General features: G+C 48.9%; 8 protein-coding genes. All 8 read right to left on the bottom strand.

From position 1 onward, the window contains the following. Positions 1 to 46 precede the first annotated feature (46 nt). On the bottom strand, positions 47 to 4,294 hold the full coding sequence (gene rpoC, locus ACWIZX_RS05195; protein WP_448335037.1) for a DNA-directed RNA polymerase subunit beta': 4,248 nt from the start codon (positions 4,292 to 4,294) through the stop codon (positions 47 to 49). A gap of 167 nt (positions 4,295 to 4,461) precedes the next feature. After that, a complete protein-coding gene (locus ACWIZX_RS05200) occupies positions 4,462 to 7,803 on the bottom strand; it encodes an ATP-binding protein (RefSeq protein ID WP_448335038.1) in 3,342 nt (1,113 codons plus the stop codon). A gap of 46 nt (positions 7,804 to 7,849) precedes the next feature. Further along, the gene (locus ACWIZX_RS05205) at positions 7,850 to 9,196 is read right to left on the bottom strand and encodes a C69 family dipeptidase (protein ID WP_448335039.1); all 1,347 of its coding nucleotides are present in this window, start codon (positions 9,194 to 9,196) and stop codon (positions 7,850 to 7,852) included. A 21-nt stretch (positions 9,197 to 9,217) separates the two neighbouring features. Continuing rightward, positions 9,218 to 10,318 carry a hybrid sensor histidine kinase/response regulator gene (locus tag ACWIZX_RS05210; protein WP_322794214.1) on the bottom strand — a complete coding sequence of 367 codons (1,101 nt, stop codon included), beginning with the start codon at positions 10,316 to 10,318 and terminating at the stop codon, positions 9,218 to 9,220. A 21-nt stretch (positions 10,319 to 10,339) separates the two neighbouring features. Continuing rightward, the gene (locus tag ACWIZX_RS05215; RefSeq protein WP_448335040.1) at positions 10,340 to 11,833 is read right to left on the bottom strand and encodes a PAS domain-containing sensor histidine kinase; all 1,494 of its coding nucleotides are present in this window, start codon (positions 11,831 to 11,833) and stop codon (positions 10,340 to 10,342) included. Next, positions 11,826 to 12,515, bottom strand: a complete 690-nt coding sequence (gene cmk, locus ACWIZX_RS05220) for a (d)CMP kinase (protein WP_448335041.1) — start codon at positions 12,513 to 12,515, stop codon at positions 11,826 to 11,828. Before cmk ends, ACWIZX_RS05215 begins: the two co-directional genes overlap by 8 nt. Then, positions 12,512 to 14,218 carry a hypothetical protein gene (locus ACWIZX_RS05225; RefSeq protein ID WP_448335042.1) on the bottom strand — a complete coding sequence of 569 codons (1,707 nt, stop codon included), beginning with the start codon at positions 14,216 to 14,218 and terminating at the stop codon, positions 12,512 to 12,514. Before ACWIZX_RS05225 ends, cmk begins: the two co-directional genes overlap by 4 nt. A 12-nt stretch (positions 14,219 to 14,230) precedes the next feature. Then, positions 14,231 to 16,801 (bottom strand): DUF2298 domain-containing protein, encoded by a 2,571-nt coding sequence (locus ACWIZX_RS05230; protein WP_448335043.1) that lies wholly within the window; start codon positions 16,799 to 16,801, stop codon positions 14,231 to 14,233. Positions 16,802 to 16,803 lie beyond the last annotated feature (2 nt).

Genomic DNA, 16,803 nt, shown 5'->3' on the forward strand with positions numbered 1-16,803 from the left:
AGCGAGGGCATGTTTGCCCTCGCTGTCGTCCAAACTGTTTGAGAAATTAATCTGAACTGGTAATGTTCGCCACGGAAATGCGGTGAACTTCCTTATCGTTGTTTTGGTTTTCCTGTAGGGCTTTAAAACGCCCGTACTCGAAGCCTGTTCCAGCCGGAATCAGTTTACCGATGATCACATTTTCCTTCAAACCATACAACGGATCCTCAGCTCCGGCAATGGCTGCCCCTGCCAGGACTTTGATGGTGTGCTGGAAGGAAGAGGCAGAGAGGAAAGAATCGGTACTCAACGAGGCTTTGGTCACACCCAGCAAAATCTCCGCAAAGCGCGCCGGCTGTTTGCCTTCACGAATCATCTGTTCATTTACGCGGCGCAGTTCAAGCCGATCCACGATATCCATCGGCAGGTAATGCGTATCGCCCGGCCGAATCACCTGTACCCGTCCCATCATCTTGCGGATGATCACCTCAAAGTGCTTGTCGTTGATGTTTTGACCCTGCGCGCGATAAACCTTCTGAATTTCGCTCAACAGGTACAACTGACAGGCTTCGCGACCCTTGATCTTCAAAATGGTGTGCGGATTCAGGGAGCCCTCGGTCAAAGGCTGACCCGCTTCAACGTGTTCACCATCTTTGATCAAAATGCGCGAGGTTGAAGGAATTTCATATTCCTCTGATTCACGCTGTTCGTAAGTCACGATGACTTTGCGCCCTTCAATGCGCACCCGGCCGGTGTGTTGTGCGGTGATGGAAGCCTCGCCTTGCACTGCAATTGGATCACTTAACGAGACCGTTCCCTCATCCTTGACGACAATGTCCCAGCCCTCTGGAATTTCATACTCATCACTGACCAGTTCACTGTGCTCAACTCGCACCATTCGCTGATCGCTGTATCGGTCAGATTGGATGATTTTGGCCACGCCGGAAATGCGGGTGATAACGGCTTCACCTTTGGGCATCCGTCTGGCTTCGAACAACTCCTCCACGCGCGGCAGACCGGTAGTAATATCACCACCGGCAGCCACACCACCGGTGTGGAAAGTACGCAGGGTTAACTGTGTGCCGGGCTCGCCAATGGATTGGGCGGCAACGATACCCACCGCTGCTCCTAACTCAACCATCTTCCCGCGACCAAGATCCATACCATAACACTTGGCACATACACCGTGAATCAATTCACAAGTCAGCGGCGAGCGCACCTTGACCTCATCAATGCCAGCCTGCAGCAACCGTCGGATTCGGTCATGGTCCAACAAGTCATCCCGTTCGGCCAGCACTTCACCCGTCATGGGGTCAATCACGCGTTGGGCAACGGTACGGCCGTACAGGCGTGCGCTCAAGGGTTGTCCGGCCACGTCATCCGACTTGCGCATCCAGATGCCTTCCTGGGTGCCGCAGTCCACCTCATTGACGATCATGTCCTGGGCCACATCGACAAGGCGACGGGTCAGGTAACCGGCATCTGCTGTACGCAAAGCCGTATCCGCCAGACCTTTGCGCGCGCCGTGGGTGGAAATGAAGTATTCCAGCGCGGTCAGTCCCTCACGGAAGTTGGATTGAATCGGCAGGCGGATGATGCGGCCAGCCGGATCTGCCATCAAGCCGCGCATTCCTGCCAGCTGTGAAATCGGCCCAAAACCGCCCTTCGTCGCACCCGAGTTGGCCATCGTTGCCAGATTGCCGGTCGGATTCATTGCGCGCCGCACAGCATCGGCAACTTCTTTGGTGGTCTGCTGCCAGATCTCAATTTCCCGTTCGTTGCGCTCCTGTTCGGTCAGTAAACCACGCCGGTAAGAACGCTGAACATTTTCGATTTTCTGTTGGGCGCGTTCCAAAATTTCTTTTTTATCTTCTGGCATGGTGATGTCATCAACCGAGATTGTCGCCCCTGACCGCATGGCGTATTCAAACCCAATATCCTTAATGCGGTCAGCAACATCTGTGGTTACTTCCTCGCCACAAAACTCATAAACATCGGCAATCAGGTCTTTAACACCACCCTTATCGAGTGTTTCGTTGACAAATTGAACTTTTTCAGGCAGGATGCGATTGAACAGGGCACGTCCAACGGTTGTTTCGACCATCGTCCGGCGCGGTTCTGAGAGGCGATTATTGTGGTCATCATACCAGGTATCTACCACCACCTTAATGCGGGTATGCACATGCACCTGCTCCAGCTGGTAAGCCAGTTCAACCTCATCCAGATCGGTAAAGTATCTCCCGTTACCGGGGTGTTCTTTTTCATCGGTCATGGTCAGATAATACACACCCAGCACCATATCTTTGGACGGGCTGATGATCGGTTCACCATCTGCCGGTTTAAGCAGGTTGCGCGAAGAGAGCATCAGCTCGCGGGCTTCACGCACGGCTTTTTCTGAAAGCGGTACATGCACTGCCATTTGATCGCCGTCAAAGTCCGCATTGAAAGCAGTGGTAACCAGTGGATGTAATTGAATGGCACTCCCTTCAATCAAAATCGGTTCAAAAGCCTGAATACCCAGACGGTGAAGGGTCGGAGCACGGTTCAACAAAACCGGACGGTCTTTGATGACCTCTTCGAGGACTTCCCACACCTCAGGCCGATTACGTTCAATGAAACGCCGGGCGCCTTTCACATTGGCGGCATATCCATGCGCCACCAGCCGGGCAATCACAAATGGACGGAACAATTCCAAAGCCATGGTCTTGGGCAGGCCGCATTGATACAGTTTGAGCGTGGGACCAACCACAATCACCGAGCGGCCGGAGTAGTCCACCCGTTTACCAAGTAAGTTACGGCGAAAACGACCTTTCTTACCCTTGAGCATATCACTCAGAGATTTCAGTTCGCGCCGGCCTCTCCGCGAAAGCGCTTTACCGCGTTGCGAGTTATCAATCAGCGAGTCGACCGCTTCCTGAAGCATCCGTTTCTCGTTGCGCACAATCACGTCCGGTGCGCCCAGCTCAAGCAGCCGTTTCAAACGGTTGTTGCGATTGATCACACGCCGGTAAAGATCGTTCAAGTCTGAGGTAGCAAACCGTCCGCCATCCAGCTGCACCATCGGACGCAGGTCAGGAGGAATCACCGGTAAAACCGTGAGAATCATCCATTCCGGACGATTTTGAGAACGGCGGAACGCTTCCACCACTTTCAGCCGGGTAGTTGCCTTCTTGCGTTTTTGCTTACTCTTGGAAGTGCGTACTTCGTGCCACAATTCTTCGGAGAGTTTATCCAAATCGAGGCGTCGAAGTACGTCGTAGAAGGCTTCTGCACCCATATCCGCCCGGAAAACCTGGCCCCAGCGTGATTTGAGTTCTCGGTAGCGGTTTTCCGTCAGGAACGTAAAGGGACGCAATTCCTGTAATTCATCGCGCAAACGGGAATTGGCATTTTGAGAGACGTTGGATTGATCTTCCAGCTGATTGCGCAGCGCCTCCATTTCCATTTCGGCTTGCGCGCGTACTTCTTCAATTTGCATTTTGATCTGTTCCAGGTCGCGCTGGAACTGATCGCGGAATTCATTTTCCAGCTCGTCCAGCCGTTCTTTGACAACACGCTGCACCCGTCCAATATGTTGAGCAGAAATCGTCTCGCCGGCTGCTACGATTTCGGTATTAGTTGCCGAAAAAACAATCGCCGTACGGGTAACATTACCAATCTTATCTTGCAACTGACGTTCAAGCGACTGTCCCTCTTGAATGACCGGTTCCAAACGCTGGGCAATCAATTCATCACGGCGAGCTTCCATGTCCTGCCGACGCTGATTCAATTCGACAATTTTTCGGTCACGCGCCTGCTTGACTTCCAGAATCCGCGCATTGATTTCGGCCGCCTGCTCCCGCTCGGAAACGCTGATTTCATCTTCCAGACGTTTGAGAGCCTTGTTACGGGCATCCTCATCCACATAAGTTACAATGTATTGAGCAAAATACAGAACACGGTCCAGGTTACGGCGCGAAATATCCAGCAACAACCCGAGGTAAGAAGGTACACGGCGGGTGTACCAGATATGGGCTACCGGGGTGGCCAGCTCAATATGTCCCATCCGCTCGCGCCGAACAGAGGCACGCGTTACTTCCACACCACATTTATCACAAACAATGCCCTTGTAGCGTGGATTTTTATACTTTCCACAATAACATTGATAATCGCGGGTGGGACCAAAAATGGCTTCGCAGAAAAGTCCATCCTTTTCAGGCCGCAAACGGCGGTAGTTGATGGTTTCAGGTTTTAATACTTCCCCATAAGACCAGCTGCGAATAGTATCGGGGGATGCAAGGCTAATGCGCAATGCAACTAAGCTTTTCGTTTCCACGAACGTGCCTCCTCTGTTACTTCAAACCAGACAATTTAAACAAATAGAAACGCACGAGAGTCCTTCCCTTGCGTTGAACTTATGAAATTAACCAATCGTATACATGCATGCAAACAATAATTATAGCACAATCTGTCAATATTCAAGTGGTAAAAGCATATTAATTTTCATTTTTTAAGATTTGCAACGCCCCCTTCCCGAATATCTTCCTCCGGCATCACCTGCGGTTGATCCGTCGGTAATTCCATGTAAAAAGTGCTTCCTTTGCCCAGCTGGCTGTCCACCCAGACCCGTCCATGGTGCCGCTCAGCAATGGATTTGACAATTGCCAGCCCCAATCCCGACCCCCGCTTTTCATAGGCTTCGCGCCGCCCGCTTCGGTAGAACTTCTCAAACAAGCGAGGTAAATCCAGCGGAGCAATTCCGATGCCGTTGTCATGAACCTCAAATGTCAATCTTTCATTCCCTGCACGCACACGCACAACTACCTGCCCATCTTTGCGTGTGTATTTTATAGCATTATCTACCAGATTAATCAAGGCCTGCTGCAATAATGCCAGATCCGCCTTAATCAACAGTCGTTTTCCATCCGCAGGTCCTTCAAAGGTGAGCTGGATATTTTTCTGTGAGGCATGCGCCTGATACTGACGGATAATTTTCTCCACCACGATCATCGGATCCAATTCTTCTAACTTAAGCGGTATGCCCGACTCAATCCGGCTCAGATCCAGTAAATTATTAACCAGATGAGTCATGTCTTCCACTGTTGAAACAATCTTATTCACATAGACTTGCTGCTGTTCGTTCAACTCACCAATCATGGAAAGCATGCTACTATACCCGCGCAGTAAGGTCAAAGGTGTGCGCAAATCATGGCTGACCGTTGCAACGATTTCGGATTTAAGTGTATCCAGTTCCTTGTAATGAGTGATATCCCGCAGCACGCACACCTTGCCTACCTGATAATCTTCACCCATTACCGGCGCAACACTGGCATAAAACACTTTCCCATTGGACAACTGAATCTCACGTGAGGCAATCCGATCCTCCAGAGAACCACTGATTAATTTGATCAGATTTTCGGAGGTAACCACCTCTTGTAAAGGACGCCCCGGCAAGGCGGCCGAAATCAAACCCGGAATGTGCATGGCAGCCGGATTGAGCAATAATAAACGATCTTTTTCATCAAACACCAGGACCGGCTCCGGCACGGAGGCAAGCACAGCTTCTAATCGGCGTCTGCCTATTTCCGCAGAGGCGTACAGGCGGGAGTTTGCGGCTGCCAGGGCAGCCTCGCTGGCAAGCGTATTGAGGAAACGCACTTCGTCTTCGGTAAAATTCCTGGGTTTGTCATACGCCAGCCAAAACGCTCCATAATAGGTTGTTTCAAAAAACAAACCAAAGGCAATCAAAGCGGCCGGATGCGGCTTGCCATTTACAGCACTGATGCGGCGAACCCGGCTGGTATTCGGAATGGATAGCAAATGGTGAGATCGCATCTGCTCGAATATCTGACCGTCCAGATGCTGATAAAGATCCGGTTGTTTTCCTGCTCCCCAGCCCACCAGTTGATCCCCCTCCATTCCAATTTGCACTTCTTGAATAAGAACAACCCGCGCAGAAACACATTCATCGTCCAATGCTGCTTTGAGGATCGGCTGAATCGCTTCGGAAATTTCCAGATTTGCTGCCACCCCCTGACTTACCACCAATAATTGGTTAAGCTCTTCCAGCCTCTTTTTGAGGCTTAATCGCATGGTTTCAAACGCTTTAGCCAGCCGACCAATTTCGTCGCTACCTTTGCTCTCAATTGTGTGATCCAGTTCCCCGTGAGAAATCCGCACGGCCTGATCAGTCAATTTGAGCAAGTTGTGGGTTACCAGCCGTACAATGCCAAACACCAACACCGACCCGGCACCAAACAAGATCAGTAAAACCACCAAGGTGGGCACAGCAATGTTTAAAGCGATTTGTTGGGCAACACTGGCGGGCACCCGTGCCACAATCTGCCATGGCCGGCCAGTGACCTGCTGCACCAGCACCAATAAACGAGTGCCGGTCGGCGAAGTGTCTTCGTATAACCCTCTTCCAGCCTCTAACCGGCCAACAAACTGCTCGGGTGCTGTGAGAGGTGTGGCAATAGATGTTTGGTAAAGGATGTATCCCTGTTCATCGAGAATAAAACCTTCACCGCCATTCTCCAATACACCTTCCAAAGCACTGAGGGCGGGTTGGGTGAATGGGTTGGACTCAAAATCCGTCCTGCCGAGAACTGCACCCAAAACATCTCCTGCTTCATCCTTTATTGCTGCAATAAAGGATACCTGCGCCGATTTTTCGCCGGGTGAGGGTGAGAGTGGATAAACCTGCACCACGACCCCCTTTAAAGCCAGCCCAATCCCCACCTCTTCGTCTGGCGAAAAATTGAAGTCCTCGCTGCTGATGGGCGGGTAGCTGGTCAGGGGTTGACGCTGCGCATTAACCACCACCAACTGTCGAAAATAAGGCACCGCCCTTATACTCTCCATCAAAAGAAGTTGACTTTCTGAGGGTGGGTTTTGGACTAATTCGGGCTGTGCCATGTCAATGATTAAACTCTGACCGGCTTCTAAAAAATATGGCAAAGTCTCGGAAGCAACCCGCGTCAAACCTTCCAGACGCGATTCCATCATCTGCCTTGCGGCTCGGCCAGCCACCCACCAATCCGCCAAAATCAAGATGACAAACAGCAGCACTGCCAGAGGGAGGGTAAACAACAAAAAGCGGGCTTGCAGGCTCACCTCACTGGGCGAGGCAATCAGTTGCACAGGTTTACGCCAGACGGCTGGAAGAAACAGGTAAAAGACCTCAAAAAATAATCCTGCCAGCCCTAATTCAATCCCACGAATGAGATAATGCTGCCAGTTTTGCACCAGCGTAAAATCTAATCGTTCGGCAAGTGAACCGGGAATGGAAAAAAATGAAATTAATAAAAATAAAGGCAGGAAAGCGATCCAGACAGTAATTGCTCCACCTAAAGGATGACGTACCACCTTATAAAAAGGCGTGCGGTAATTTTGCGAAAGCGCAACGCCGATAAATAAACCTAAAAAGCCCCACTCGATGATTGAAAACAGGTCATGGGTGACGAACAGACCAAGGAACAGGCCTGTAAATAATCCAGTAAACAATGCGGGGAGCGCCCCCGCCAATCCTGCCGCCATGAAAATGGGGAATGCTAAAAAAACCAACACTCCCGTTCGATTCACTTCAAGCGGGAGATTAGGTATGGCGGCAGACTGCAAGAGTGTCGGTCTAAATTCAATCAGTAAAATCGCCAGTGGAACCAGTGCCAGGGACGCCAGGAAAATTTTCCATCGTAAAGGTCGCCGAAAATTGGAAGAGCCCCAGATACCCCTGGCGCTAAGAAGCAAGGACAACCCCAAAACCAACCACCCTCCCCACCCGGAAGAGTGAAAAGGCAGGTAAAAGAAAGGATTTTGGAGTAGTTCGAAATTGAATAAATTCATTTCAACCAATCGTTAAGATTATAGCATTGCTCCGCAGATGGTGTTTTTATTTTGACCGCCTCGGTGAAACCCACCCCGCTTCGTGATTGAATTGCTTCCATGCCAGCCCATATAATAAATCCACCTTTCGTTCCGGCACTTTCAAAACTGCATTCAACCATTTCTCTTCGGCTTTCTGAGATTTTTGAAAACATGCCTCTGTAAATGCCCTTCGTTCAGCAGTGCTTCGAGACCGTATTTCTCTTTCTTCAGTTAGAAATTCATCCTCCAACTTATTTCGCTCAACCTGAAATACACGGCTTCTTTCAGGGTAATTTTTTAAAACCTCACGATGCAGAAGTTCATGCTTCCAAAACAAAGTAACCTCATTAAAGGTACCTTGTGGATGACCAATTATCTCATCCGGTATCCCACTATCTATCCAAACCGGTTTGAATATGCTCAAACAGGGTGCTGAACTGCCTGTTACCCAATGGGTTGATCCATTAGGGGCAATTCGGCTAACCAGCGATCCAACCGATTGGCTGCCCCTCACCGGCCCAAAACCGGCATGCATGCAAACTTCCGATCCAGTTAGCCCGCGATCAATCCGGCGCTCATCTTCACCGATTCCAGCATGAGCGCGCAGCACATTGAACATCGTTTTTTCAGAAATCTTTCCACGCTGGATGGTAAGCAAATCGGTGCTGCACTTTTGGCGGCGTCTGGCATCGCTGAAACGCGTATACACCAGATCGGAATAACAACGGGCGAAGTGGAAGTCGCTCTTAGATTGACACCACCCCTGCTTAATCGCATATTCGACCAATCCCTGCGAAGCCAGATCCCATGTTTCGCCGATGGTTAAGGCGTTTGATATGGAACGAATATCTTTGACCTTTTCGGCAGCCCAAAACTTGCCTGCCGTTTCCAATACCCATGCTTCTCGCGCATCCGCCAGAATAAAACTGTTGTGATAATACATCTCATGGCGAAAGCCGCAATTACCGCCCTGCCCGTATTCTTCCAGTAAATCAACGATACAGCGCAATGCTTCTTCCGCATTTTGGCTTCGCTCCAATGACAGACGGATAAAATCCATTCCAATCAATCCAGGCTCTTTTTGATGCGGAATTCGAGTAAAAACGGCTTCATTTCCAACTACAACCCCGTGTTCATTAGCCCCCATTTCGGCTCCCCAAATCCAAAATGGTTTGGCTAACATCACGGCATACGTGTGACGCACCTGTGGAATTTCAATGTAGGTACATTTGACTACTGAACCCTGTGGATGTTCTGCTGCCGGAAAGATGATTACCTCATGAGCTTCATTCGGTTCACGGTCAGAATTTTTTGCAAACAACACGGAACCATCCGCTGTGACATTCCCTAAAGCCACCATCGTATCACACATCGTTCAATTTCCTCTCTTTCTTTATCCCAACCTCAAAAAAACCTCGACTTTTGTCCATGAACCCGGTTCGCTTTGAATACTCACCATTCCCTGATAGATATCCAGTATCCTGCCGACAATTTCCAGCCCTAAACCACTTCGCTGAGAAGGGTAAACTTTTCTTTCTTTATTGACATACCCTCCCAGCCCTGCAACCTGTTCAGGAGTCATCCCCTTTCCCTCATCCATAACCTCAATTTTATACAATCCTTTTTCCCGTAAAGGCTCACCGTGGACGAAAACAGGCGTACCGGCAGGGGAAAATCTTAATGCATTTTCAACCAGTTCTTCGATGAGTCTGTAGAGGGAATTTTCCGAAATACAAATCAAAGCAGGGGAAACCTCAACGTGAATATCCTCCTGACGTTCAATGCTTTCGGGAATTGTCGCAACAGCCGCACGGACTTCTTGCTGCTTGATTTGAAAGCGAGAGTGCCTTGCTTTGGTAATTTTATCGGCATCCGAGAGGATCACTTCCAATTCTGCAAAGAACAAATATTTTTGCAAAGAATGCAGCAGTCGTTTCGCCGCATTATGGATGTCACTGACAATTTCCAAAACCTGCAAGTCGGCAGAATCGGCAGGCAGGTGGCCAATCAAATATTCAGAAAACCCAAGAATGACACTCAAAGGGGTCAGCAGTTCGTGGGGAAGTGAGAGGCTAATGTTGCTGCGCAGCTCGATTAATTTTTGCTGAGCCTGAAGGCGTAGTTGCTCATGCTTCATAAGGCGAGTTTCAATAGCCTGTAGCAATTCCAGCCGTGAAAATGGCTTGGTAATATAATCGTCTGCCCCCAGCGCCATGCCTTTTCTTAAATCTTCCCGCTGGGTTTTTGCCGTTAGAAAGATGAACGGAATGGTTGAGGTGATTGGACTTTTACTGACAACGGTCAACACCCCGTATCCATCCACTTTTGGCATCAAAATATCACACAAAACCAGATCGGGGAATTCCTGCCAGATCTTATGGATACCTTCTTCTCCATCCTGTGCCCCTACTGCCAGATACCCTTCTTCGCTTAACAAGTCAATAATGTTTTCACGAATATCCGGTTCATCCTCAATCACAAGTATTTTTTTCATGGCATGTCAGCTCTCCCCTGATTATTTTCTCACCGGAATGCGGACACTAAAAATAGATCCTCCCTCCGCGTTCTCTTCGTAATAAATTTCTCCACCCATTGCCTCGACCGAACGCTTGACAATCGTCAGGCCGAGCCCCGTGCCGGGAATGGAATTGACATTCTCTCCCCGATAAAAAGGCTCAAAAAGGTTATCACGGTCTTTTTCGGGTACGCCAATTCCCCGGTCACGTACTTTAACCCAAAAGTCATCCGGGGTGGTAGATAATTCAAGAATCACTTCATTTCCGGCAAAAGAGTACTTGACCGCATTTGAAAGTAAGTTTGAAACAATATTCCGTAAAGACCGCGCATCCGCCTTTACCCGGTTCATTTCACCGGTATGAATAAAAACAATTGGATGTTGATTCTGGTCGGCTTGTTGGATCTCGGTAATTACTTCGTGGCATAACTGGATCAGGTCTATTCCGTCACTCAATTCCAATCCGGCGCCCCCTTCCACCCGATTGACCTCCAGCACCTCACTCAGCATTTGATTCAAGCGTTGAGCTGCTGTCTTGATACGATTGATGTGTTCATTTCTTTTTTCAGCATTCCAGCGCTCACCATAAGTCTCCAAAAGTTCTACCGATGAGAGAATTGTGCTGATGGGGGTCTTAAACTCGTGGGTGGTCATCGTCAGGAATCGATAACGCAATGAATTCAAATCCTGCTCCGCTTTTAGCGCCCGTTGAAGTTCTTCTTCAGTTTCTCTCTGGCGGGTAATGTCGCGGGAAACCGCCATGACAAAATCAACCTCATTTTGGGTTGAAAAAATTGGCACCAACCACGTGCCAAGCCAGATTTTTTTCCTGGCAATGAACGCCGAATTTTCGGTATAAACCGCTTGTTGGGTTTGAAAGACTTGCTGAATTGAATTTTCCGGGATGAGTTTCAAAATATGGGCATAGGATGGCAGCCTGGTTTGAAATTCTCCCCATCCCAAAGCCTGGCGGGCAAAGCTGTTGATATATTCGATGGTTTTTTCGTTTGATATCAGGATAATTAAATCACGAGAAGCTTCGGCCAGGCTTCTATAAAGATTTTCGCTCTGGCGGATTGCTTCTTCGTAATTTCTTTGTCGGGTGATATCTACAAAATATCCGATACCTTCTACGGGTTGTCCTTGAGCATCACGTAATATTTTAATTTCTTCATGAAGATAATGATATTGTTCATCTGCACATAAAAATCGGTATTCCATTTCCAGAAATTCAAGCAATTGCATTTTATCCAACTGCTCCATTACCATTGGACGATCTTCAGGATGAACCTTTGATTTCCAGAAATAGGAATCCTCGATGAATTGATCCGGGGAGTAACCAGTTACAATTGTTACGTTTTCACTGATATAGCGAACCTGATAGGGTGGTCGCGGCATGGTTGAATAAATTACAGCAGGACTGACCGCCAGAAGGCGATTCAGAATGTGGCGCGTATCACGCAACTCGCGCTCTACTTGATCGTTTTCACTCATTTCCCACAACCCCGCACAATTCAAGAGCCTTTTTCAAAACCTCTTCAATGCTCAAACCATCCGTGTTGAGAATCACCGCATCTTTGGCGGGTTTCAAAGGAGCAATTTCACGGGATGAATCAATCTGATCGCGTTTTTTCAAGCCGACAAGCACTTCTTTCAATGTAACACTTTCACCTCGTTGCACCAATTCCTGATACCGCCGTCGGGCACGTTCTTCCAGAGAAGCATCCAGATAAATCTTAAGATCCGCATCCGGCATCACCACAGTGCCAATATCCCGCCCAACCATGACCACCCTGCCTCGTTTTCCAATCCGCCGTTGCAGTTGTGTCATTGCTCTTCGAACGCCGGCATACGCCGAAATTTTTGAAACCCATTTTTCAACTTCGGGGTCGCGGATAGCCCAGGTGACATCCTCACCATCCAGGAGAACATCTTCCTTCCTTCCATCCGCAATACTTGGGCTGCGTACGTCAATATGAACAATCTGAGCAAGTCGAGTTACCTCGTCTTCATCATTGACGTCAATTCCTTTACGAATGACTGCCAGGGTCACAGCCCGATACATGATACCTGTATCAAAGAACAAATACCCCAGGCGTTCGGCAAGCCTTATTCCAATGGTTGATTTACCGGAGGATGCCGGCCCATCTATGGCAATGCTTTTGGGAATGGTCAAGGTTGCACCTCAGAAGAAATTTCGCTGCCGGGAAAAAGACTTTCCCTTGCCCACAAAACAATGACTCTATCTCCCAGTGGAGCCTTTTTAAAAATTGCCCATTGCAGCCATTCCTGAGAAGTCATCAAATCCCAAATGGGTTGAACCTCCCACTGAAAATCCTGGCCACGATAGTTGTCATTGAAAAAAACTTCTTGGGTTGCGCTGGTCAGGACAATCGAATTTTGCAACTGGGGCTGAAAGGTATTTTCAAACACAAAATTGGGATACTCTCTCGCCAACCAGCGCATCGCCGGTTGATCCAGGCCAATCCCCACCACATCAATGCCGGTTCTTGAGCGAACATTCAATTCCGATAAGTCACCAATGGTATCTTTTAACAAATCGGCTTCGGGAATAAAGTTGCCGCGCCAAAATGGGTTCGTTTCCGGGTCTTCACCCAATCCTGCGGCGTGAAAACCGCCTGAAAGCCAGAAAATGGTCAAAATTCCCAGCAGTCCCCATACCGCCCCGTAACCGGCAACCCGCATAGACCATCCCCATCCAATCAGGATAATTGAAGCAATGACAAAAAATGCAGCAGCAAGAATGGCAATAACTTGAGGCTGGGTATTTACCGCAACCCGCATTGGGCTGAATAGAGCCAGAAGGTTTTGTAGGATAAAAGCCAAGAAGGTAAACACCACAAACGCATAAACCAGCGCACCCACCCGCTGATCAAAATCAATCCGGAGAAAGGATGCCAACAAGCGGGCTGCAAGCCCAAAAAGCGGAATGGAGAGCCAAACCACATCCAGCACTTCCCGCCCAGGGTAAATCAACGTGTGAAACAGGGAAAGAATCAACCAGAGGGTCAAAAATCGTTCCAATCCTACCGGTTGTTTGATTTGCCGTATCGCTGCAACCACGCCCAATAACAACCCCGGCAACTGATACACTGCCATGGCAGCAAAAAGTAATCCAATCGGTGTGTTTGCGGGGGTACTCCAGCCGCGCAAATAAGCGATTAATCCACCCCCCATTGCGCTCAATCCAATTGGCAGGATTAAAAACACGCTGCCCACTACCAGCGCAGTCCCCCCTGCCCAAATCATCATTTCTGTCAGGTGAGATTTAATCAAATCCCAGCCTTCTAACTTCCGAACAAGCCATCTTTGATAAAGCCAGAACGCGATTAAAAAAGGCAGCAATCCCTTCCAAATTTCCACACCACCCAGCAATGCAAGCGCGCCGAACACGCCTGCTGCCTTCCAGCGACGAGCATTGATTGCTCCAATGGTCAACAAAAAGAACAAAATCGCCCACGTGTAACTTCCAGCGGCTCGTCCTGCCGCCAGCCATCCGCCATCCAACGCCAGACCAATTGCCAGAATCAACGCCGTCTTTTTTCCCAGATTTTTTCGAAAAGCGTAAGGAAGCAGGCAGATCAAAGCCCCCGAAAAGGCCGGTAACAACCGCGCCACAAAATCACTTGCCGACAAGAGGTAAAACAAGGCGGTGGTTACCAACAGATACCCACCATCGGGGTTGGAATATAAAGCGTTTTCCCCGCGAGCCAGGGAAAGAGCCTGCAAGGCCAGCCGGGCTTCTCCATCGTTTAGGGATATTTTCCCTAACTGCACAAACCGTAAAGTGAGCGCGGAGAGAAAAATCAAAGCATATAAGACTTGTTCACGATTCAGCGAAAACACATTCTTTTTCATGATTACAGCCACTCAGCGTGTTTTTGCCACCAGCGAATGGGGCACTTCATAAATCTGCACAGTGGAATTCGCAAAAAGCAAACCCAAATTGGATGAAAATTTATTTTCGGAAACACGGTATGTACTTCTTTCCACCGGTCCAATATAAATATAGCGAATGCCGTATTGCTGGATAATTTCCCGCGCTCTTGTCCAATCACCGGTCTGATAAAGCGTTTCAATGTCCACTCGCCGGGAACCCATCTCTCTGGCACTGCCCCGCCATTGAATTTCGTGCCCTTCCCATCCCAACAACGCTGGTTGACCGGAATGAGTCGCAACCCGGGCATACTGAGGATTGTATTGCGGGCCTACAGCCTCAACAACAGGGCCTAAAGGCATACCCCATAAAAATTGAAAAGCCTGCCATTCATCGGGTTCATTGCGCTGCAAATAGGCTTTACCATCCAGTGTCAACTCAACAGGTTGCCCTTTGTGCAAACCCGTTTTGGCAGGTAACATCACAGAGGGATAGATTAATGAGCAAACCAGCATTAGCAACCAGGCAGCTTTAAACAACCCACCCCGTATTCCTCTCAGGCGATTCAAGAGGATGGCACTGGCATAGGCAGCTGCAATTCCCCACAAAAGCCATGTCTGAAAATAAAACTTAAAAATGGTGTTCATGCGAGTACCGAAATCATCCTGTAAATAGAAAAACTCCGGTACCAGTGTCAAACCAGCACCCAGCAAAACTAACAACAGAACAAACCCGTGATTCTGTTGTTCTTCGAGGATGGTTGGTGTGAGGTTATGCTCCACATTCCGAGAATTCCCATAAATTCGGCGCAAAGCAATAATCATGGCAAATACCAGGATAAGGATGACCATCAAAGTCAGCCAGGTACCCGGGCTGGTCATCCGCCTCAAAAAAGCAACCTCGAATAATTCCGCACCACTTCCGCCCTGTTTGATAAAAAACAATCCGCTCAATGAGTTCAGGGTTTGCCCCAGACTCGCCAGGTTGCCGTCTGCAGAAGTCATCCAAGCCTGCCCAAGCAGTCCAGCCAGTTCAATAAGCTTGCTGGCAATCAACATGAAGAGCCAACCGATTGCAACTATGCCTGCACCGATTAAACTCCCCAGGCGCAGTCCTGATTGTCGGAAAACACTCCATTGACTGAAAAGCCATGCCAGAATGGGTATCATCAATGGCGCAAACATCACCCAGAAATGGACACCCCGCGTATGGAAAATTAGGCTGGGAAGAAAACCGCCTGCCTGTGAAGAAAAACCCAGATAGAAGGGGAGATACAGCAGGATACCCAGAATTCCCAATGTCAAGGCAATGAACAGAAAATCTCCAACCCGCCGCCAGCTCCATCCATCCTGAAAATAACGGTTGAGAGTATACACCCCGGCAAACAAAGCCAGATAGATTGGAAAATCCCACGTATTCAAAAAAGAGAGACCGCCAAAAATCAGCGCGCTTAACCATGTACGCGGATCTTTCAGCCAACCTTGCAGTGAAGGTTCGACGGCTGGTTTTCTTTTTAGAGTCAGGTAATAATTCAAGGCCAGCCCGGCCGCCAGCAGCACAAACGGCATACCCAAAACATGCGGGTGCATGTCTGCCAAAAGGTATGAGAAGAACGGGAATTCGTCAATCACTTCTTCCCGTTGATTGACCAGATTGAAATCCTGTAAGACACGCGAACCACGCCACCATAACCAGTAAGTGCGTTTCGGCGTCCATGAAAGCGGTTCTGGGGGTGGTTGATCAAACTCTTGAATACCCAGCCACTGCCAGAAAGAAGATTCAAGCACCCCTTGCGGATTCCGCTGCCAGAAGATGCCCCGTGCATGAAGCACATCCAGCAAACCGGAAAGATTGCTAACCATCAGGATAAAAAGAGGCGCTAACAATGCCCAACCGACTGCTTTTCTGCTTGAGTTGGGCCGGTCATCCGTTTTGAAAACCCCGCTGAGCAGGTTATAAAGAACCCCATAAGCAGCCAGCGCTGTCAATCCGAACCACATTGCAATCCCCAGGTTGAAACCAATTGAGCTGGGCACGCCGCTCAGGTGAACAATCATGGCTACAATCACATATCCAAAGTAATAATAGGAGATTGCATAGCCGGCCAACCACGGGTCAAAGGGTGGAAAGGTTGGCGAACGCAAGACGGCGTTAATAAAAGCCAGTTCCATCGGTTTTTCGGTATAGATGATCTCCGGGTTAGCGGCCCGCACAAACGCCCACAAAAGGTACGCAATCAAAAATAAGATTTCAGCCGTTATAATCAACCGCTTCTGACTGGCAAACCAGATTTTGAATTCCTCCCATTTTCCTCGAAAGACCCATGCGCTCAGACATGCTAAAAGTAACAGGGCAAACAACACCCCACCAGCGTTATTTTGCAGCACACCAAAGGAGGTCAGCAACCAGAAGGAATACCCCCAAATCAACAATCCCAGCGGACGACTTAAGGTGAAACCACGGTCCGGCAAAAATTTAAGAAAGCGATAAGCCAGTGGCAGCGTAATGTATCCTCCCACCGTCACAATCAAATACCAAGAAAAGACCATCAGAATTTGACTCATCG

Source organism: Bellilinea sp. (assembly GCF_053501535.1).

What these genes read in the sequence shown, in the direction of transcription:
- ACWIZX_RS05205 (WP_448335039.1), bottom strand. Translation starts at nt 9,196, where the DNA reads ATGTGTGATACGATGGTGGCTTTAGGGAATGTCACAGCGGATGGTTCC.
- ACWIZX_RS05225 (WP_448335042.1), bottom strand. Translation starts at nt 14,218, where the DNA reads ATGAAAAAGAATGTGTTTTCGCTGAATCGTGAACAAGTCTTATATGCT.
- ACWIZX_RS05230 (WP_448335043.1), bottom strand. Translation starts at nt 16,801, where the DNA reads ATGAGTCAAATTCTGATGGTCTTTTCTTGGTATTTGATTGTGACGGTG.
- ACWIZX_RS05200 (WP_448335038.1), bottom strand. Translation starts at nt 7,803, where the DNA reads ATGAATTTATTCAATTTCGAACTACTCCAAAATCCTTTCTTTTACCTG.
- ACWIZX_RS05210 (WP_322794214.1), bottom strand. Translation starts at nt 10,318, where the DNA reads ATGAAAAAAATACTTGTGATTGAGGATGAACCGGATATTCGTGAAAAC.
- ACWIZX_RS05215 (WP_448335040.1), bottom strand. Translation starts at nt 11,833, where the DNA reads ATGAGTGAAAACGATCAAGTAGAGCGCGAGTTGCGTGATACGCGCCAC.